This is a genomic window from Streptomyces sp. SD31 (genome assembly GCF_052068475.1).
Classification (GTDB): Bacteria; Actinomycetota; Actinomycetes; order Streptomycetales; family Streptomycetaceae; genus Streptomyces.
The window spans coordinates 410228-427914 of sequence record NZ_JBQHCX010000003.1 but is presented as its reverse complement, the minus strand read 5'-3'; the positions used below and the strand labels follow the sequence as shown (position 1 = coordinate 427914).

17 protein-coding genes are annotated in these 17687 nt (G+C 70.6%); 9 read left to right on the top strand and 8 right to left on the bottom strand.

Annotated elements, in window-relative coordinates; all coding sequences use genetic code 11:
- Window positions 1-100: 100 nt before the first annotated feature.
- Window positions 101-1432: an MFS transporter gene (locus tag ACTMVF_RS09345; protein ID WP_441270464.1), complete on the top strand. Its 1332-nt coding sequence runs from the start codon at window positions 101-103 to the stop codon at window positions 1430-1432.
- Here the strand turns inward: ACTMVF_RS09345 and ACTMVF_RS09340 are convergent.
- The 3 genes from ACTMVF_RS09340 to ACTMVF_RS09330 all read right to left on the bottom strand — a co-directional run bounded on the left by ACTMVF_RS09340 (window position 1424) and on the right by ACTMVF_RS09330 (window position 3965).
- Window positions 1424-2365: a DMT family transporter gene (locus tag ACTMVF_RS09340; protein ID WP_441270463.1), complete on the bottom strand. Its 942-nt coding sequence runs from the start codon at window positions 2363-2365 to the stop codon at window positions 1424-1426. The two genes, ACTMVF_RS09345 and ACTMVF_RS09340, sit on opposite strands and share 9 nt — an antisense overlap.
- A gap of 200 nt (window positions 2366-2565) precedes the next feature.
- On the bottom strand, window positions 2566-3276 hold the full coding sequence (locus tag ACTMVF_RS09335; protein WP_441270462.1) for an ArsR/SmtB family transcription factor: 711 nt from the start codon (window positions 3274-3276) through the stop codon (window positions 2566-2568).
- Between the two features lie 47 nt (window positions 3277-3323).
- Window positions 3324-3965 (bottom strand): TetR/AcrR family transcriptional regulator, encoded by a 642-nt coding sequence (locus ACTMVF_RS09330; protein ID WP_441270461.1) that lies wholly within the window; start codon window positions 3963-3965, stop codon window positions 3324-3326.
- Window positions 3966-4088: 123 nt separating this feature from the next.
- Between ACTMVF_RS09330 and ACTMVF_RS09325 the strand changes: the two genes are divergently transcribed.
- The 3 genes from ACTMVF_RS09325 (at window position 4089) to ACTMVF_RS09315 (ending at window position 6343) form a co-directional block, all read left to right on the top strand.
- The gene (locus ACTMVF_RS09325) at window positions 4089-5240 is read left to right on the top strand and encodes an acyl-CoA dehydrogenase family protein (RefSeq protein ID WP_441270460.1); all 1152 of its coding nucleotides are present in this window, start codon (window positions 4089-4091) and stop codon (window positions 5238-5240) included.
- A 73-nt stretch (window positions 5241-5313) separates the two neighbouring features.
- Window positions 5314-5601, top strand: coding sequence for a YiaA/YiaB family inner membrane protein (locus ACTMVF_RS09320; protein WP_302001851.1), 288 nt, complete (start codon window positions 5314-5316; stop codon window positions 5599-5601).
- Between the two features lie 118 nt (window positions 5602-5719).
- Window positions 5720-6343, top strand: a complete 624-nt coding sequence (locus ACTMVF_RS09315; RefSeq protein WP_441270459.1) for a TetR/AcrR family transcriptional regulator — start codon at window positions 5720-5722, stop codon at window positions 6341-6343.
- A 2-nt stretch (window positions 6344-6345) separates the two neighbouring features.
- Here the strand turns inward: ACTMVF_RS09315 and ACTMVF_RS09310 are convergent, their stop codons facing one another.
- Window positions 6346-6807 (bottom strand): MaoC family dehydratase, encoded by a 462-nt coding sequence (locus ACTMVF_RS09310; RefSeq protein WP_441270458.1) that lies wholly within the window; start codon window positions 6805-6807, stop codon window positions 6346-6348.
- 119 nt (window positions 6808-6926) lie between these two features.
- Here ACTMVF_RS09310 and soxR point away from each other — a divergent pair, with 119 nt between their 5' ends.
- Together soxR and ACTMVF_RS09300 are read left to right on the top strand one after the other, a co-directional pair.
- Entirely contained in the window at window positions 6927-7448 is a 522-nt protein-coding gene (gene soxR / locus ACTMVF_RS09305) for a redox-sensitive transcriptional activator SoxR (protein WP_441270457.1), read from the top strand.
- Window positions 7449-7524: 76 nt separating this feature from the next.
- The gene (locus ACTMVF_RS09300) at window positions 7525-7929 is read left to right on the top strand and encodes a hypothetical protein (protein ID WP_441270456.1); all 405 of its coding nucleotides are present in this window, start codon (window positions 7525-7527) and stop codon (window positions 7927-7929) included.
- Here ACTMVF_RS09300 and ACTMVF_RS09295 read toward each other — a convergent pair.
- Both ACTMVF_RS09295 and ACTMVF_RS09290 read right to left on the bottom strand, forming a co-directional pair.
- Window positions 7899-8630, bottom strand: a complete 732-nt coding sequence (locus ACTMVF_RS09295) for a 3-keto-5-aminohexanoate cleavage protein (RefSeq protein WP_441270455.1) — start codon at window positions 8628-8630, stop codon at window positions 7899-7901. The two genes, ACTMVF_RS09300 and ACTMVF_RS09295, sit on opposite strands and share 31 nt — an antisense overlap.
- A gap of 110 nt (window positions 8631-8740) precedes the next feature.
- A complete protein-coding gene (locus ACTMVF_RS09290) occupies window positions 8741-9346 on the bottom strand; it encodes a hypothetical protein (RefSeq protein WP_441270454.1) in 606 nt (201 codons plus the stop codon).
- Window positions 9347-9576: 230 nt separating this feature from the next.
- Here ACTMVF_RS09290 and ACTMVF_RS09285 point away from each other — a divergent pair, with 230 nt between their 5' ends.
- A complete protein-coding gene (locus tag ACTMVF_RS09285; protein WP_441270453.1) occupies window positions 9577-12372 on the top strand; it encodes a penicillin acylase family protein in 2796 nt (931 codons plus the stop codon).
- Between the two features lie 3 nt (window positions 12373-12375).
- On the opposite strand, the gene ACTMVF_RS09280 is transcribed toward ACTMVF_RS09285, so the two are convergent.
- Window positions 12376-13722, bottom strand: a complete 1347-nt coding sequence (locus tag ACTMVF_RS09280) for a serine-threonine protein kinase (protein WP_441270452.1) — start codon at window positions 13720-13722, stop codon at window positions 12376-12378.
- Between the two features lie 107 nt (window positions 13723-13829).
- Window positions 13830-15068: an exo-beta-N-acetylmuramidase NamZ family protein gene (locus ACTMVF_RS09275; protein ID WP_441270451.1), complete on the bottom strand. Its 1239-nt coding sequence runs from the start codon at window positions 15066-15068 to the stop codon at window positions 13830-13832.
- Window positions 15069-15254: 186 nt separating this feature from the next.
- Between ACTMVF_RS09275 and ACTMVF_RS09270 the strand changes: the two genes are divergently transcribed.
- The gene (locus tag ACTMVF_RS09270) at window positions 15255-16025 is read left to right on the top strand and encodes an SDR family oxidoreductase (RefSeq protein WP_441270450.1); all 771 of its coding nucleotides are present in this window, start codon (window positions 15255-15257) and stop codon (window positions 16023-16025) included.
- Window positions 16022-17686 carry a class I adenylate-forming enzyme family protein gene (locus ACTMVF_RS09265; protein WP_441270449.1) on the top strand — a complete coding sequence of 555 codons (1665 nt, stop codon included), beginning with the start codon at window positions 16022-16024 and terminating at the stop codon, window positions 17684-17686. Before ACTMVF_RS09270 ends, ACTMVF_RS09265 begins: the two co-directional genes overlap by 4 nt.
- The last annotated feature ends 1 nt before the right edge of the window (window position 17687 follow it).

Here is a 17687-nt window from a genome sequence, read left to right as displayed (position 1 = left end):
TGGTGTTCGACCCGTTGACGCCCATACCGTCCGGTCAGTACGTTCCCCGGAACCCGAACCACCCCCCGCTCCGTCCCCGCACCCACCCGGAGTGTGCAGCATGGACACGGCCCCTTCCGCCGAGCCGCTCACCACCACCGCTCCCGCCGCAGGCAATCGTCGCCGCGTAGCCACCGCGGCCGCCCTCGCCTCAGCCGTCGAGTGGTACGACTACTTCGTCTTCGGTATCGCCGCCGCTCTCGTCCTCGGCGATCTGTACTTCCCGTCCGGCAGCCCCACCGCGGGAGTACTCGCCTCCTTCGCCACCTTCGCCGTCGGCTTCCTGGCCCGCCCCCTGGGCGGCATCGTCGCCGGCCACCTAGGCGACAAGCGCGGCCGCAAGCCGATGCTGGTCCTCGCGCTCACCCTCATGGGCCTCGCCACCACCGGCATCGGCCTGCTCCCGACCTACGACACGATCGGCGTCGCCGCCCCGATCCTGCTGGTTCTCTTCCGCGTGCTGCAGGGCATCGCCGTCGGCGCCCAGTGGGGCGGCGCGATGCTGATGGCCACCGAGTACGCCCCCGAGGGCAAGCGCGGCATCTACGGCAGCTTCGTCCAACTCGGTGTCCCCATCGGCGTGGTGACCGCCAACACCGTGTTCCTGCTGGCCGGAGCGTTCACGACCGACGCGGAGTTCGCGGCCTGGGCTTGGCGTGTGCCGTTCCTCGTCGGCCTGTTCGTCCTCGTGCTCGCCTGGTACATCCACACGCGGGTCGAGGAGACCCCGGAATTCCGGGAGGCGGAGAAGAAGCTGGCCGAGCAGGAGAAGGCCGAGCAGTCCTCCCCGCTGCGCACGATCCTGCGCGGCCACCTCGGCACGGTGCTGCTCGCCGGCGGCTCCTTCGCCGTGAACACCGCGACCTTCTACATCATCATCACCGGCGTGCTCGACTACACCACCCGCGAGCTCGGCATGAAGAAGAGCGCCGTCCTCACCGTGTCGCTGTGCATCAGCCTCACCCAGCTGGTGCTGATCCCGGCCGCCGCCGCGCTCTCCGACAAGATCGGCCGTATCCGCATCTACGCGATCGGCGCGGCCGGCATCGGCCTGTGGGCCGTACCGCTGTTCCTGCTGATCGACACCGGCTCGCTGCTGTGGCTGGCGGTCGGCACGTTCGTCGCCAGCTGCTTCCTCAGCATCATGTACGGCCCTCAGGCGGCCCTGTTCGCCGAGCTGTTCACGCCCGAGATGCGCTACACGGGTGCCTCCCTCGGCTACCAGATCGCGGCCGTGCTCGGCGGCGGCCTCGCCCCGTTCGTCATGGTGCTGCTGCTGGAGGCCACCGGCACCTCGATGGCGGTGTCCGGCTACATCATCGGCCTCTCGGTGATCGCCCTGCTGTCCATCAAGGTCCTTGCGGACAGGGCGCGTTCCGCTGATTCACGCTGATTCGCGGCTCTGCTCGGGTTGCGGCGCGACCGCCACGACCCGAGCGGACCGCGTCCGGGACCGTGACACGGCGACCCCCGCCAGACACAGCGCCCCACCCGCCAGGGTGAGCAGCCCCGGCACCTCGCCCAGCGCCAGCCAGGACATCAGCACGACAAGGGCGGGCACCGCGTACGTGGTCGCGCCCATGCGGCTGGCGGTCGTACGCGCCAGGGCGTACGCCCAGGTCGTGAACGCGAGCGCCAGTGAGAAGACGCCCAGATAGACCAGGTTGAGGGTCGCGGACACGGAGGCGTCGGCCGCGTCGCCGATGAGCTGCCCGCTGAACGGCAGGCAGAGGACCGCGCCGACCAGACAACCGAACGTCGTCACCTGGAGCGGGCTCGCATGACCCAGGGCCGGCTTCTGTGCCACCACCCCGCCCGCGTATCCGACCGCGGCGAGCAGACACAGCACCACCCCGAGCACCGAGGATCCGCCCCCGCCCGACATCGACAGACCCACGGTCACCGCACCGGCGAACGCCACCGCCATCCCCGCCAGCAGCCGCGGCGGCATCGGGTCGCCGAGCAGCCGGGCGCCCAGCAGCGCGATGAGGATGGGCCCGATGTTCACTACGAGAGCCGCCGTACCGGCGTCCACCTGCTGTTCGCCCCAGTTCAGTACGACGCTGTAGAACCCGAACCACAGCAGCCCCGATATCGCGATCCCGGGCCAGGCCGCCCGGGGCGGCAACCCCTCCCGCCGGACGAGACAGATGACCCCCAGCACCAGAGCACCGACGAGCAGCCGCCCCAGCGCGAGCGCGCCCGGTGAGTACTCCTCACCCGCGCTGCGGATGGAGACGAAGGCGGAGGCCCAGAGGACGACGGTGACGGTGGCCGCACCGGCTGCGAGAAGCTCGGTGCGGCGGGCGGGGGAGACGTTCATCATGCTCCAGAGGCTAGGAGGGGAGAGGGACCGAGGGCTTGCGGATTTCGGGCGGGGCGGTGGGCCGTGCGGCTCTGAGAGGCGCGGCACCGGTCAAAGCGGCGTCTGCTGCCGCCAACCAGGGGCGCGGGGAACTGCGCGACCAGCTCCCACACAGCCGCACCCGGCACACCACAAGGCCCCCACCCCCTTAGCCGCCCAGCTCACCGCAATGCCACCGCTTCGATGCCAAGCAGCTCCCGAAGTGCCCGCTCCCCCGACGGAGTCACCTTCACTGCTCGCTCGGAACCGATCCGCACGCACCACCCCGCGTCCAGCACATGGCGGCACAGGGCGGCACCTGCGACCCCCGCCAGATGCGGTCGGCGTTCGGTCCAGTCCAGGCAGGCGCGGGCCAGCGGGCGGCGACTCGAAGAGTCGAGGCGGATACCCGCGGAGTCGAACCAGCCGAGCCCCGCGTCCGTCAGCGCGAACCCGGTGTCCTGCCTGAGCAGCCCGCGCGCGGTCAGCGCGTCCGTGACCGCGATGCCGAGCCGCCCGGCGAGATGGTCGTAGCAGGTGCGGCCCCGCGCCATCGCGGACCCGGCGCTGGACTCCCGCAGATTCCGCGGACGCGCCCCGGCATCCGGCGATACCTGCGCGGCCAGGTCCTCCACCAGCTGCGCCACCCGCGCGTCGGCCAGGCGGACGTACCGATGCCGCCCCTGCCGCTCCTCGGCGAGCAGCCCGCCCGCGACGAGCTTGCTCAGATGCTCGCTCAGCGTCGACGCGGCGACCCCGGCGTGCCGCGCCAGCTCACCGGCGGTCCACGCCCGCCCGTCGAGCAGCGCCAGCAGACAGGCGGCGCGCGTCTCGTCGGCGATGAGCGCGGCGAGCCGGGCCAGCTGGGGCGCCTGGGGATCCCTGGTGGTCATGGACCCCAGGATGCGGCACAGACACTTCGGCTGCCGCCGAAGTGTGGCTAGCCGACGCGCCCGACCTGCTCGTACTGCCGCGCCAACCCGTCCAGCAGCGCCGCGAGGCCCGTCTCGAAGGCCCGCTCGTCGATCTTCTCCTGCTGCTCGGCGAGGAGGTGGGCCTGTCCGAGGTGGGGATAGTCGGCGGGGTCGTACGCGCTCGCGTCGTCCACGAAGCCGCCGGCGAACGAGCCGAGCGCCGAGCCCATGATGAAGTACCGCATCAGCGCGCCGATGGAGGTGGCCTGGGCCGGCGGCCAGCCCGCGGCGACCATCGCGCCGTAGACGGCGTCGGCGAGGCGCAGCCCGGCGGGGCGGCGGCCGGGGCCCTGGGCGAGGACCGGGACGATGTTCGGATGGTCGCGCAGGGCGGCCCGGTAGGAGACGGCCCAGTCGTGCAGTGCGGTCCGCCAGTCCCGGCCGTCCTCGAACATCGACAGATCGACCTGGGCGCTGACCGAGTCGGCGACCGCCTCCAGGATCTCGTCCTTCGTGCGGAAGTGGTTGTAGAGGGACGGCCCGCTCACCCCCAGCTCGGCGGCGAGGCGGCGCGTGGAGACGGCCGACAGGCCCTCCGCGTCCACGAGTTCGCGAGCCGTCTCGACGATCCGGTCGTAGCTGAGGAGGGGCTTGCGCGGTCGGGCCATGGCGCACATAGTAGGGCTGCCGAATGGAAACTAGCAGTGCTAATTTAAATGTACGGCTTTCAATGTACGGCTTCCCGCGGCCACCGCCCGCCGGGATGGCCACCGTCTGTGGGGTGACTCGGCATGAACCTGGAGCTCAGCGAGGAGCAGACCGCCGTCCGGCAACTCGCGAGGGACTTCGTGGACCGCGAGATCGCCCCGCACGTGGTCGAGTGGGACCGCGCCGAGGAGGTGGACCGTTCGATCGTCAAGAAGCTCGGCGAGGTCGGCTTCCTGGGCCTGACGATCGACGAGGAGTACGGCGGCTCCGGCGGCGACCACCTCGCGTACTGCCTGGTCACGGAGGAGCTGGGCCGGGGTGACTCCTCCGTGCGCGGCATCGTGTCGGTCTCCCTCGGCCTGGTCGCCAAGACCATCGCCGCCTGGGGGAGCGAGGAGCACAGGCGCCGCTGGCTGCCGGGGCTCACGTCAGGCGAGTTTGTCGGCTGCTTCGGCCTCACCGAGCCGGGCACCGGCTCCGACGCGGGCAACCTCGCCACGCGGGCGGTGCGGGACGGCGACGACTACGTGATCAACGGCACCAAGATGTTCATCACGAACGGCACCTGGGCCGACGTCGTCCTGCTCTTCGCCCGCTCCACCGACGCGCCGGGCCACAAGGGCGTCTCGGCCTTCCTGGTCCCCACCGACACCCCCGGCCTGACCCGCCGCACCATCCACGGCAAGCTCGGCCTGCGCGGCCAGGCCACCGCGGAACTGGTGCTTCAGGACGTACGGGTGCCTGCCGCCGCCCTGCTGGGGGAGGAGGGCAAGGGCTTCTCGGTCGCGATGTCGGCCCTGGCCAAGGGGCGGATGTCGGTCGCGGCGGGGTGCGTCGGCATAGCCCAGGCCGCGCTCGACGCGGCCGTCCGGTACGCCGGCGAGCGCGAACAGTTCGGCAAGTCCATCGCCCGTCACCAGCTGGTCCAGGAGCTGATCAGTGACATCGCCGTGGACGTGGACGCGGCCCGGCTGCTCACCTGGCGGGTCGCCGATCTCATCGACCGCGGGCAGCCCTTCGCCGTCGAGTCCTCCAAGGCCAAGCTCTTCGCCTCCGAGGCCGCCGTACGCGCCGCCAACAACGCCCTTCAGGTCTTCGGCGGTTACGGGTACATCGACGAGTACCCGGCGGGCAAACTCCTGCGCGACGCCCGCGTGATGACCCTCTACGAGGGCACGAGCCAGATCCAGAAGCTGGTCATCGGGCGGGCGCTGACCGGGGTTTCGGCCTTCTGAGCGGGCGGGCTGAGTACGCGGCTGAGTACTTCAGCGGATGTGCCCGGCGCCACGACCGCCGACCCTGTTCCCCATGAGTGACACACCGGTCAAGCAGCAGAGTACGGCCGCCTTCTACGGCCAGTCCGTCGCGTCCTTCGCGATCGCCATGGCCGCCACCGGCATCGGCATCTACCAGCTCAGCGCCGACGCCTGGGTGCGGGGCTTTCTCGCGATCGCGGTCCTCTACCTGGTGACCTCGGCGTTCACGCTGGCCAAGGTGATCCGGGACCGTCAGGAGGCCGGGCAGATCGTCAGCCGGGTCGACCAGGCACGGCTGGAGAAACTGCTCGCCGAGCACGACCCCTTCGAGAAGATCTGAGCCCGCGACACGCCCAGGCCGGAAGTTGGGGCCGGCCCCTCCGGGCCGGACGCCCTAAGCGCCCGCTCAGTATCGGCGGTATGGTGGTTCCTCTGTCAGCGAGAGGGGCGAGTGAGCGATGAGTACGGCGGAGGAGACGGCCGGCGGCGACCCGTCGGCGTGGGGTGAGGTCACGCCCGACGCGGCACGGCGGCTGCTGATCGCTGCCGTGGAGGCCTTCGCCGAGCGCGGCTATCACGCCACCACGACCCGTGACATCGCGGGCCGCGCCGGCATGAGCCCGGCCGCGCTCTACATCCACTACAAGACCAAGGAAGAGCTGCTCCACCGCATCAGCAGGATCGGCCACGAAAAGGCACTGGAGATCCTGCGGACGGCGGCCCGCCGCGAGGGCACGGCGGCCGAGCGGCTCGCCGACGCGGTGAGCTCCTTCGTCCGCTGGCACGCCGGCGGGCGCACGACCGCCCGGGTCGTGCAGTACGAGCTGGACTCGCTCGGCCCGGACGCCCGCGCCGAGATCCTCGCGCTGCGCCGGCAGTGTGACGCCGAGGTGCGCGCGATCATCCAGGACGGTGTGGCGGCCGGCGAGTTCGACGTGCTGGACGTGAAGGGCACGACCCTCGCCGTGCTCTCCCTGTGCATCGACGTGGCCCGCTGGTTCAACGTCGACGGCCCCTGGACGCCCGACGAGGTCGGCGCGCTCTACGCCGACCTCGTGCTGCGGATGGTGGGAGCGAAGTAGGGCTACAGGTAGTACCGCGCGACGGACTCGGCGACGCACACGGGCTTGTCCCCGCCCTCGCGCTCCACGCTGAACGCGACGGTGACCTGGACGCCGCCCGCCACATCGTCCACGCCGGTGATGGTGGCGGTGGCACGCAGCCGCGAGCCGACCGGCACCGGGGCGGGGAAACGCACCTTGTTCGTCCCGTAGTTGACGCCCATCTTCATGCCTTCGACCTTGATGAGCTGGGGTCCGAAGAGCGGCAGCAGCGACAGCGTGAGATAGCCGTGGGCGATGGTGGTCCCGAAGGGCCCGGCGGCGGCCTTCTCCGGATCGATGTGGATCCACTGGTGGTCACCGGTGGCCTCCGCGAACAGATCGATCCGCTTCTGGTCGACCTCCAGCCAGTCCGTGTATCCCAGCTGCTCGCCCACCGCCGCCTTCAGGTCGTCGGCGGAGGTGAAGATCCTCGGCTCTGCCATGTCCAGGCCTCTCGCGTCGCGTATTTCGGATGCCAATACCTAAGCAACTGCTTAGCATGCTAGGCCGTGAAGCCCCTGTCAACGGAATCGGGCGATGACGCGATAGGTAGGTTTGAGAGGTGCCCCAGATCCCCGAGAAGATCCACGAGCTCACGGTCGGCCAACTCGCCTCCCGTAGCGGCGCCGCCGTCTCCGCCTTGCACTTCTACGAGTCCAAGGGTCTGATCAGCAGCCGCCGCACCTCCGGCAACCAGCGCCGCTACACCCGTGACACCCTCCGCCGGGTCGCCTTCGTCCGGGCCGCGCAACGCGTCGGCATTCCGCTGGCCACGATCCGCGAGGCCCTCGCCCAACTCCCAGAGGAGCGGACGCCCACCAACGAGGACTGGGCGCGACTGTCGGAGGCCTGGCGCTCGGAACTGGACGAACGCATCAAGCAACTGAACCGGCTGCGCGACCACTTGACCGACTGCATCGGCTGCGGCTGCCTCTCCCTCGACACATGCGTCCTGTCCAACCCGGACGACGTCTTCGGCGAACGACTGACGGGGTCGCGCCTGCTGGCGGAGCCGGGGGGTCGACAGAAGGGGGGACCGGGCAGGGCCGAGAGGCGGGAGCAGGGGGCCGGGGACCGCTGCTGACGCGCTGCGCCGGCGGGCCGGGTTGGTTCGCCCATGAGCTCGGGGCTTTGGCTCGTGGGGCGGCTGCGGGTTGTGGTTGGCTGGTCGCGCAGTTCCCCGCGCCCCTTGGTCGGCTGCGGGCCGTTGGCTGCTTCTGCTGAGCCCCGCAGCCGACCTGGCCTGCGGGCAGTCGTGCCGCTGGGGCGGCGCCTGTCCCAAAGACGGCGGCACCCGGTCGCTCCCGGAGGGATGGGTTCCCGGCCCGGTCGCCGACGCGCATCTCGCCCACCGCGCCGACATCTGGCTGTACGACCTGCTGTCCGACGACTCCCCCTTCTCCTGGTGGTACCACGACACCGTGGACGCCGGAGTCACGGATCTGAGCGCCTGGCTCTCCGGCCCGGGCGCCGCACGCCTGCACGCGGCGGGCGAGTGCGACCTCGCGACCCGCGCGGAACTCCTCGGCCTCCCTCACGGCGAGCGCTGGGACCACCACCCGTAGTGGACCAGCCCCGCCGCCACCAACTGCCCGTTCGACTCGGCCCGTTCCCCGTCCGGCAGGACCAGTGTGTCCTCAAGGCCGATGCGCGTCGCCAGCCCCAGCCGCCCCGCCAGTCGCAGCACCGGCCACGCCCCCGCGTCCTCCCCGTGCAGCAGCACCGGACGGCCGAACGCCGAGCCCAGGTCGGTCAGCAGCGCTCGGGCGGTCTCCTCGGCCGACTCCGCGGACCTGTCCGTCACCTCCGCCAGCACCCGCAGCACTCTCGGCCCCAGTGGTGAGGCGGCGAACCGTGCCGCCCCGTCGGTGCCGGACCAGATGCCGGCCTCGACCCCCACGCCTCGCTCGATCAGGGCGGCGGCCACCTCCTCGGCGCCGTCTTCATGCCAGTTCACCGAGGCGTGGTCCGGCAGCACCGTCCAGCTCCGGATGCGCTCCAGCCGTGCTTCGGGATCCGGTTCCGCCCATGCGCCCGTCGTCACGCCGACCGGCACCGGAACCCGGGCCCGTATCGCCTCCAGCGTGGGCGCGAGCACCCGCGGCGACAGACTGTCCTGCCCGCAGGGGGTCTTGGGGTGGACATGGATGTCCGTGGCCCCGGCCGCGACGGCCTCGGCCGCGGAGTCGGCCAGCGCCTCCGGCGAGAGAGGCACCACCGCCCCGTCAACCGCCCCTCGGGGCCCGTTCAGACACACCTGGATCATGTCTCGATCGTGCCAGTCACCACTGACAGCGGCAGACGGGAAGAAGGGGGAGACGTCGAACCGTCCGCCGACAAGAGGGGGTGCGGCATCCCCAGCGCACCCCCGTCGTACTAGGCGGACACCAGCAGCCGCCGTTCGCGCCGCGACGCCGCCAGCGCTTCCGGCGTGAGGACCGGACGCGGCACCACGATTCCGCAGTCCGTGCAGACCGGGCCCGACGACGGTTCATGGGCCAGGTCGTACTTCCAGATCAGCCGCTCCCCACCGCACACCGGGCACTCCGAGCCCGGTTCCCGCTCCAGTGCGGAGATCAGCCGGCGCAGCACCACGGCCAGCGGTTCCTGCGGGTGGACCTCTGGGTCGTCGCACCAGGCGACCCCGAAACCGCCCCAGGTCAGCCGGTGCCAGTCGTCCACGGTGCCCGGCCTGCGCAGCCCGTCGTGCTTCTCCTTCTTGCGCCGCTCGGCGAACTCGACCTCATAGGCGAGCCAGACCGAACGCGCTTCCTCCAGTTCGTCCAACGCGGCCACGAGCCGCGCCGGATCGGGGGACCGGTCCTCCGGACCGAACCCTGCCCGGGAGCACAAGTGGTCCCAGGTCGCCCTGTGCCCGTAAGGGGCGAACCGCTCAAGGCACTTACGCAGCGAGTAGCGCCGCAGCGCCAGATCGCACCGCGGGTCTCGCACCTGTCTCGCCAGACTCCGGAAACCGGCCATCGCCCTGCACCTCCGTCACACCTGCACCTGTACTTCGGTCACTTCGGCGTCGCCGCACGGACTTCGCGCGACGTTGACGAATAGACGTATCGACAAGCGATTCGGCTCCATTCGTTTTCCGATGACCTCCATAGCGAGCCCTGGTGACTCCAAAAAGTGACGCATGTTCATCTTCAATCCCGGGGATACCGCCGGTAACATCCGGCCCACCCTCGTCGGTAGGAGCTGCCATGCCACGGCGTACCCCACGCAACGCCCCAGACAGAGTGAGAACTCCCGACCGATTCTCCGGGTTCCTGAAGACGGCATCCATATGCGCCCTGATTGCCGGTCTTTTATCGCCACTTTCCCAAGCCGCCACCGCGCCCGAGGCGTCGGCGGCCGAGGCCACGGCCGTCGATCACTGCGGGAACCAGTGCTCCGACATCCTGCCGCCGGGCCAGAACGGCAACGCCACCCTCGCCCAGATCCTCGTCAACCAGGCCTTCGGCACCCTGCCCGAACACGCCTCGGACCAGCTGGGCCCCTACGCCAACCTGGCCAAGGGCTACTCCGGCCTCACCAACGCGACGATCAACAACTTCTTCAACGACGCCTCGTTCGGCGTCCCGTCCGATCAAGTCGCCTCCACCGTCAATCCCGCCGGGCGCGGCGACGTGACGATCGTCCGTGACAAGAAGACGGGCGTACCGCACATCACCGGTACCACCAGATACGGCACGGAGTTCGGCGCCGGCTATGCGGCCGCCCAGGACCGGCTGTGGCTGATGGACGTCTTCCGGCACGTCGGGCGCGGTCAGTTGACCTCGTTCGCCGGCGGCGCGCCGTCCAACCAGGGCCTTGAGCAGGAGTTCTACCGTCACGCGCCGTACACCGAGGCTGATCTGCAGGCCCAGATCGACAACGCCGTCGCCGCGGCCGGCGACCGGGGCGAGCAGGCCCTCGCCGACGTGAACGCCTACATCGACGGCATCAACGCCTACATCGACGCCTCCGACAGCGGCCGTTACTTCCCCGGCGAGTACGTCCTGACCGGTCACAAGGACTCAGTCACCAACGCCGGCACTATCGAGCACTTCAAACCCACCGACCTGGTCGCGCTGGCGTCCGTGATCGGCGCCCTGTTCGGCTCCGGAGGTGGCGGCGAGGTCAACAACGCCCTCTCCCTGCTGGCCGCCCAGGAGAAGTACGGCGTGGCCGAGGGCACCAAGCTCTGGGAGTCGTTCCGCGAACGCAACGACCCCGAGGCCGTCGTCACCGTCCACGACAAGAGCTTCCCGTACGCCACCAAGCCCGACGACCCGCAGGGCGAGGCCCTGCCCGACGCCGGCTCGGTGACCGAGGAGCAGCTCGTCCACGACCGTACGGGCAGCGCGTCCGGCTCCGCCGCGAGCACCGCCTCCACCACGGCGGCCCGGACCGCCATGACCTCGGCCAAGCGGGGCATGTCCAACGCCCTCGTGGTGAGCGGCGAGCACACCGCGAGCGGCCACCCGGTCGCCGTCTTCGGCCCGCAGACCGGCTACTTCGCCCCCCAGCTGCTGCTGCTCCAGGAGATCCAGGGCCCGGGCATCAGTGCCCGTGGCGCCTCCTTCGCCGGGCTGAGCATGTACGTCGAACTCGGCCGCGGCCAGGACTACTCGTGGAGCGCGACGACCTCCGGCCAGGACATCATCGACACCTACGCCGTCGAGCTGTGCCAGGACGACTACCACTACCTGTACCGCGGCACCTGCACGGCGATGGAGAAGATCGAGCAGAAGAACGCCTGGAAGCCGACGACCGCCGACGGGACCGCCGCGGGGTCGTACACGATGCGGGTCTGGCGCACGAAGTACGGACCCGTCACACACCGCGCGACCGTCGGCGGCAAGAAGGTCGCCTACACCACCCTGCGCTCGTCCTTCATGCACGAGGCCGACTCGATCATCGGCTTCCAGATGCTGAACGACCCCGACTACGTCAAGGGCCCGGAGGACTTCCAGAAGGCGGTGCAGCACATCAACTACACCTTCAACTGGTTCTACGTCGACTCCGAGCACACCGCCTACTACAACAGCGGCGACAACCCGGTCCGGGCGACCGGCGTCGACGCGGAGTTCCCGGTGTGGGCGCGGTCGGCCTACGAGTGGCGGGGCTGGGACCCGGCGACGAACACGGCCCAGTACACCCCGCCGTCGGCCCACCCCCACTCCATCGACCAGGACTACTACATCTCCTGGAACAACAAGCAGGCCAAGGACTACACGACCGCTCCCTGGGGCGACGGCTCGGTGCACCGCGGGAACCTCCTGGAGAACCGGGTGAAGAAGCTGGTCGACGCGGGCGGCGTGACCCGGGCCTCGCTGGTGAAGGCCATGGCGGATGCGGGTCTTGCCGACCTGCGGGCGGAGGACGTGTTGCCGGACCTGCTCAAGGTCGTGGGCAGCTCCCCGGTGACCGACTCCACGGCCGCGGCGGCGGTCAGCAAGCTCCAGGCCTGGGTCTCCGCGGGCGCCAAGCGCACCGAGACGTCGGCCGGCTCGAAGACGTACGCCAACGCCGACGCGATCCGCATCCTGGACGCATGGTGGCCGCTGCTGGTGAAGGCCCAGTTCGAACCCGGCCTCGGGAGCGAGCTGTACGCCGCCATGACCGACAACCTGCCCATCGACGAGTCCCCGTCCGCCGCGCACGGCCCGACCGGCTCGCACGCCGGAAGCTCCTTCCAGTACGGCTGGTGGAGCTATGTCGACAAGGACATCCGGTCCGTGCTCGGTGAGTCGGTGCAGGGCCCGCTCGACCGGAAGTACTGCGGCGGCGGCAGCCTCAGCGCCTGCCGGGACATCCTGATCAGCACCCTGAAGGAGGCGGCCGGCAAGACCGCGGCCCAGGTCTACCCCGGCGACGACCAGTGCTCGGCGGGCGACCAGTGGTGCGCCGACTCGATCGTCCAGCGCACCCTGGGCGGCATCAAGCACTCCAAGATCAGCTGGCAGAACCGGCCGACGTATCAGCAGGTCGTGGAGTTCACGTCACACAGGTGACGATCAGTGGTCGGCGGCGGGCCGGTCGATGCGGCCCGCCGCCACCACCACCTGCGCAAGCTCCCGGTGCACGATGTCGCTGTGCGCTCCCGCCGGCGGTCCACCACGTCTGACGACGGACGCCGCGTCGATGTTCACGCATCCCGAAGTGGGCAGCTCCGCCTTCAGCGCGTCGGCCAGCTTCAACGACCGCGTCCCCGGCACCGCCTGCACCCCGTCGTGTCCCATCGCCCCCCACTTGTCCCCCAGCATCCGACCGATGTCCAACGCCGCGATCCCTCGCGCGTCCCCCGCCACGCGGGAGGCCAGCGGATACATCGTGGACAGGGCCGAGTCGTGCCGCGAGTAGCAGCACACCAGCGGTCCGTCGATACGGTTGTGCTGGCCCTGCAACACCCCACCCGCCCGCGTGTCATGCGGCAGCCGGGACGCGAACGCGTAGTGCGAGAAGGCGCCTTGGAGCAGCGTCACGGACTTCACCGACCGCACGCCCTTCGGCAGCCCGCGCAGCGCGAACGACACCAGCCGCGCGCCGAAGCTGTGCCCGACGAGATGCACGCGCACCTCGGGCGAGCGCGCCGCCAACTGCCCGATCACCCGGCCGAGCCCGCGCTCACCGACCGTCCCCGCCCGCCGTTTCATGGCGTAGTACGTCGCCTGCCGCAGCAACTCGTGGGCTCCCTCCCACGGGTTCGGCAACGAGAAGGCGGCCGCACCCTCCGGCGCTCCGCCCGACGCCTCCAGATGCGCCAGCGCCTGCGCGAACTCCTCGCACACGGCGGCGGTGGACGCCGCGAACATGTCCGGCGAGCCCTGTGGCACCCCCTCCGCCAGCGTGTCCGCGGAGAACAGCACCTGCGGCCCCGGCGGCACGATGTCCACCAGCATCCGCACCAGCCGCCCGAACTCCTCCAACTCGGCTTCCTCACGCGGCTGTTGCTCCAGCAGCCGCGCGATCTGGTCGATCACGGTCGCTCGACCCGGGAACGTCTCCAGCAGCGCGTGCCGCGTGTCCTTGTCGAGCACCGGGCGGCGAGGCATCTCCGCCGCCACGGCCCGCGGAAAGTCCGGAATCGGCTCGTCCGAGAACCGCATCGACGGCCAGACCACACCCACGTACCCGATCCTCGCCGCCGGCGCGAGCCGCGGGATCGGCGCGAAGAAGCGGTCGTAGAGCCGGGTCGCCCCCGAGCGGTCGCTGTTCCAGCCGTGCGCGAAGACGATCAGATCCCGGACGTGGTGCTGCGCCACCCCGGCCAGCAGCCGGTCCCGCTTGCCCGCCTCCGGATCCCCGTCCGCGTCGAAGGCCAGCTCCCAGTAGGGATGCACGCTCATTGCCGGATTCGCCATCACAGGCCCCCTCGTCCCCCGTAGTGGTGCGACACGGGCGCATCGTCCTGCTGCCGGGCGCGAATGGCCATACGTCGTCACTCATCCGGGGCACATAAGGGGGGCGCTCATTTGTACAGCAGGTACTCCCGGCGCACCCGCCGGAACGCCGCCAGCTCCTGCTGCCAGCCCGCCACCACCTCATCGGTGCCCGCGCCCGCGTCGATCATCGTGCGCACCCGTGGGGAACCGGTGAGCTTGTCGATCCAGTTGTCGGGGCGCCAACCGAAGCCGCTCCAGGCCTTCTTCACGGTCACGAGCAGGGCGATCCCGGTGCGGACGGGGTCGTACGCGGCCCGGTCGTGCACATGGATCTGTACGCCGCCGATGGTCTTGCCCTGGAACTTGGAGAACGTGGGGGCGAAGTACGCCTCCCTGAAGTGCACGCCGGGCAGGTCGAGTTCGCTCACGGCGGCCGCCCAGCGTCCGTCGATGCCCTCCGCGCCGAGCAGTTCGAACGGCCGTGTCGTCCCGCGGCCCTCCGACAGGTTCGTGCCCTCGAAGAGGCAGGTCCCCGAGTACACCAGCGCGGTGTCCGGGGTGGGCATGTTCGGGCTCGGCGGCACCCAGGGCAGGCCCCAGGCGTCGTAGAACTCGGACCGCCGCCAGCCCGTCATCCGTACGGTCTCCAGCGGCACCGGCGTGGTCAGGAACTCCCCGTTGAACAGCAGCGCCAGCTCCGCGACCGTCATGCCGTGTGCCTGGGAGATGGGTTGGCGGCCCACGAAGGTGGCGAATTCCTTGTGCAGCACCGGGCCTTGGGCCGCCCGTCCGGTCACCGGGTTCGGGCGGTCGAGTACGACGAAGCGTTTGCCGGCGAGCTGGGCCGCCTCCATGCAGTCGTAGAGCGTCCAGATGTACGTGTAGAAGCGGGCGCCCACGTCCTGGATGTCGAAGACGATCGTGTCCACGCCGGACGCGGTGAAGATGTCGGCGAGGGGGCGGCCGCTCTTGAGGTACGTGTCGTAGACCGGGAGGCCGGTCGCGGGGTCGTCGTAGCGGCCCTCGGAGCCGCCTGCCTGGGCGGTGCCGCGGAAGCCGTGTTCGGGGCCGAAGACGGCCCCCAGGTTCACCCTTTCGTCGGCGTGCATGACGTCTACGATGTGGCGGGCGTCGCGGGTCACGCCGGTGGGGTTGGTGACGATGCCGATGCGCCGGCCGCTGAGCTGGGCGTAGGCGTTGGCTTTGAGGTTCTCGAAGCCTGTGCGTACGTGCCTGCGGCGCTCGGCCCCGGAGGCCTCGGAGGCCGTCGTGAGTGAAGCTGCTGCCGTTGTCGCTGCGAGTAGGGCTCGTCTGGATAGGCGCATGGGGGGCACGGTATTGCTCCCGCAGGTTGGGGGGAAGGTGCCGGTAAGTCGTGGCTTGTCGCGCCCACGCGGTGGAGCCGCATATCGATACAGCCCCGCGCCCCTGAGGGCGTGACGACCCCCTTCCTTGAAACATACCGACCGGTTAGTCTGGCCATGCTTGAGAGCCGCAGTCGAAGGAGACCGATGGTGGAAGCCGTTCAGGGTGCCGGAGTCGTCGTTACCGGGGCTGGGGGTGGCATCGGGGCCGCGCTGGCCCGGCGCTTCGCCGCCGAAGGGGCCCGGGTCGTGGTCAATGACCTGGATGCCGGGAAGGCGGAAGCGGTCGCCGACGAGATCGGGGGCATCGCAGTCCCCGGTGACGCCTCCGCCATCGTCACCGACGCACGGGACGCACTCGGCGGCACGGTCGACGTCTACTGCGCCAACGCCGGCGTCGCCTTCGAGGGCGGGAAGGCCGGATCGCTCGACGAGAAGGCCTGGTCGCTGTCCTGGGACGTCAACGTCATGGCCCACGTCCGCGCCGCCGACGAACTCCTCCCGGACTGGCTGGAGCGGGGCAGCGGCCGCTTCGTCTCCACCGTCTCCGCCGCCGGGCTGCTCACCATGATCGGCGCCGCGCCCTACGCCGTCACCAAGCACGGGGCGTACGCCTTCGCCGAGTACCTGTCGCTGACGTACCGGCACCGTGGGGTCAAGGTCCACGCCATCTGTCCGCAGGGTGTGCGTACCGACATGCTGGACGCCACCGGCAGTGCGGGGGACCTGGTGCTCAAGCCCACCGCCATCGCGCCGGAGGATGTGGCGGACGCCCTGTTCAAGGGCATGGCGGAGGACCGGTTCCTGATCCTGCCGCACCCCGAGGTCGCCGGGTACTACGAGGCGCGGGCCGCCGCGCCCGACCGCTGGCTGGCGAACATGAACCACATCCAGCAGAAGTGGGAGGAGGCCAGGTGACCGAGTCCCGTTACGCCGCCAAGCCCTGGCTGGCCCTGCTCAGCGACGCCCAGCGCGCCCCGATCGACCCGGCCGACACCCTCGTGCACGCCCTGCGCCGGGTGGTCGCCGAGACCCCGGAGCGCACCTTCCTCGCCTACTTCGACGGCCGGCTGACCTACCGCGAGGTCGACGAGCTCAGCGACTCCGTCGCCGGGTATCTCGCCGCCCGCGGCCTGGAGCGCGGCGACCGGGTGGCGATCCTGCTGCAGAACTCCCCGCACTTCGTGCTCGCGCTGCTCGGCGCCTGGAAGGCGGGGGCGGTCGTGGTGCCCGTCAACCCGATGTACAAGTCGGGCGAGGTCGGCCACGTCCTGCGGGACGGCGACGTGGCCGCGCTGATCTGTTCCGACCGGGCCTGGGAGTCGTATCTGCGCGAGACGGCCGCCGGGTCGCCGGTACGGATCGCACTCACCGGCTGCGAGTTGGATTTCCAAACCCGCGACGACGCGCGCGTGCTGTCCTTCGAACGGCTGCCGCAGGCCGACGACGCCGAGGACCTCGCGACCGTCGCACGCGCCGGGCACAAGGCGCCGGAGGGCCGTGACCTCGGGCCGTCCGACATCGCGCTGATCAGCTACACCTCGGGCACCAGCGGCACCCCCAAGGGCGCCACCAACACGCACGGCAACATCATGTACAACGCCGAGCGGCAGCGGACCGGACTGGAACTGCCCGAGGCGCCCGTCTACTTCGCGCTGGCGCCCCTCTTCCACATCACCGGGATGGTCTGCCAGCTCGGCGCCTGTCTCGACAGCGCGGGGACGCTCGTGCTGGCGTACCGCTTCGAGGCCGGGGTCGTGCTCGACGCGTTCGCCGAGCACGGGCCGCACTACACCGTCGGTCCGTCGACCGCGTTCATGGCGCTGGCCGCCCACCCGGCGGTCACCCGGGACCACTTCGCCTCCTTCCGGATGATCTCCTCCGGCGGCGCCCCGCTGCCGCCCGCGCTGGTGGAGAAGTTCCGGGCGGGCCTCGGGCCGTACATCCGCAACGGCTACGGCCTCACCGAGTGCACCGCCCCCTGCGCCTCCGTCCCGCCCGGCCGGGAGGCCCCCGTGGACCCGGTCTCCGGCACGCTCGCCGTGGGCCTGCCGGGGCCCGAGACGGTCGTACGGATCGTCGACGACGCCAGCCAGGAGGTTCCCTTCGGCGAACAGGGCGAGATCCTCGTACGCGGCCCGCAGGTCGTGCCCGGCTACTGGCGGCGCCCCGACGCCACCGCCGAGACCTTCCCGGACGGCGAGCTGCGCACCGGCGACATCGGCTTCATGGACGCCGACGGCTGGCTGTACGTCGTCGACCGCAAGAAGGACATGATCAACGCGTCCGGCTTCAAGGTGTGGCCGCGCGAGGTCGAGGACGTGCTCTACACCCACCCGGCGGTGCGCGAGGCGGCCGTCGTCGGGGTGCCCGACGGATACCGCGGGGAGACCGTCAAGGCCTACATCAGCCTCCGTCCGGGTGCGGAAACGGACCCCGACGCACTCGCGGCGTACTGCAGGGAGAGACTGGCCGCCTACAAATATCCGCGGCAGGTGGAGATCCTGCCCGACTTGCCCAAGACGGCAAGTGGGAAGATCCTCCGTCGGGAACTCCGTTCCCGCGCGAACGACGGCTAGA

Coding starts and splice junctions, on each gene's coding strand:
- ACTMVF_RS09315 (WP_441270459.1), top strand. CDS start 5,720: ATGAGTACGGCGGAGGAGACGGCCGGCGGCGACCCGTCGGCGTGGGGT.
- ACTMVF_RS09335 (WP_441270462.1), bottom strand. CDS start 3,276: ATGACCACCAGGGATCCCCAGGCGCCCCAGCTGGCCCGGCTCGCCGCG.
- ACTMVF_RS09340 (WP_441270463.1), bottom strand. CDS start 2,365: ATGATGAACGTCTCCCCCGCCCGCCGCACCGAGCTTCTCGCAGCCGGT.
- ACTMVF_RS09345 (WP_441270464.1), top strand. CDS start 101: ATGGACACGGCCCCTTCCGCCGAGCCGCTCACCACCACCGCTCCCGCC.
- ACTMVF_RS09295 (WP_441270455.1), bottom strand. CDS start 8,630: ATGATCCAGGTGTGTCTGAACGGGCCCCGAGGGGCGGTTGACGGGGCG.
- ACTMVF_RS09285 (WP_441270453.1), top strand. CDS start 9,577: ATGCCACGGCGTACCCCACGCAACGCCCCAGACAGAGTGAGAACTCCC.
- ACTMVF_RS09280 (WP_441270452.1), bottom strand. CDS start 13,722: ATGGCGAATCCGGCAATGAGCGTGCATCCCTACTGGGAGCTGGCCTTC.
- ACTMVF_RS09325 (WP_441270460.1), top strand. CDS start 4,089: ATGAACCTGGAGCTCAGCGAGGAGCAGACCGCCGTCCGGCAACTCGCG.
- ACTMVF_RS09275 (WP_441270451.1), bottom strand. CDS start 15,068: ATGCGCCTATCCAGACGAGCCCTACTCGCAGCGACAACGGCAGCAGCT.
- ACTMVF_RS09320 (WP_302001851.1), top strand. CDS start 5,314: ATGAGTGACACACCGGTCAAGCAGCAGAGTACGGCCGCCTTCTACGGC.
- ACTMVF_RS09270 (WP_441270450.1), top strand. CDS start 15,255: ATGGTGGAAGCCGTTCAGGGTGCCGGAGTCGTCGTTACCGGGGCTGGG.
- ACTMVF_RS09330 (WP_441270461.1), bottom strand. CDS start 3,965: ATGGCCCGACCGCGCAAGCCCCTCCTCAGCTACGACCGGATCGTCGAG.
- ACTMVF_RS09310 (WP_441270458.1), bottom strand. CDS start 6,807: ATGGCAGAGCCGAGGATCTTCACCTCCGCCGACGACCTGAAGGCGGCG.
- ACTMVF_RS09290 (WP_441270454.1), bottom strand. CDS start 9,346: ATGGCCGGTTTCCGGAGTCTGGCGAGACAGGTGCGAGACCCGCGGTGC.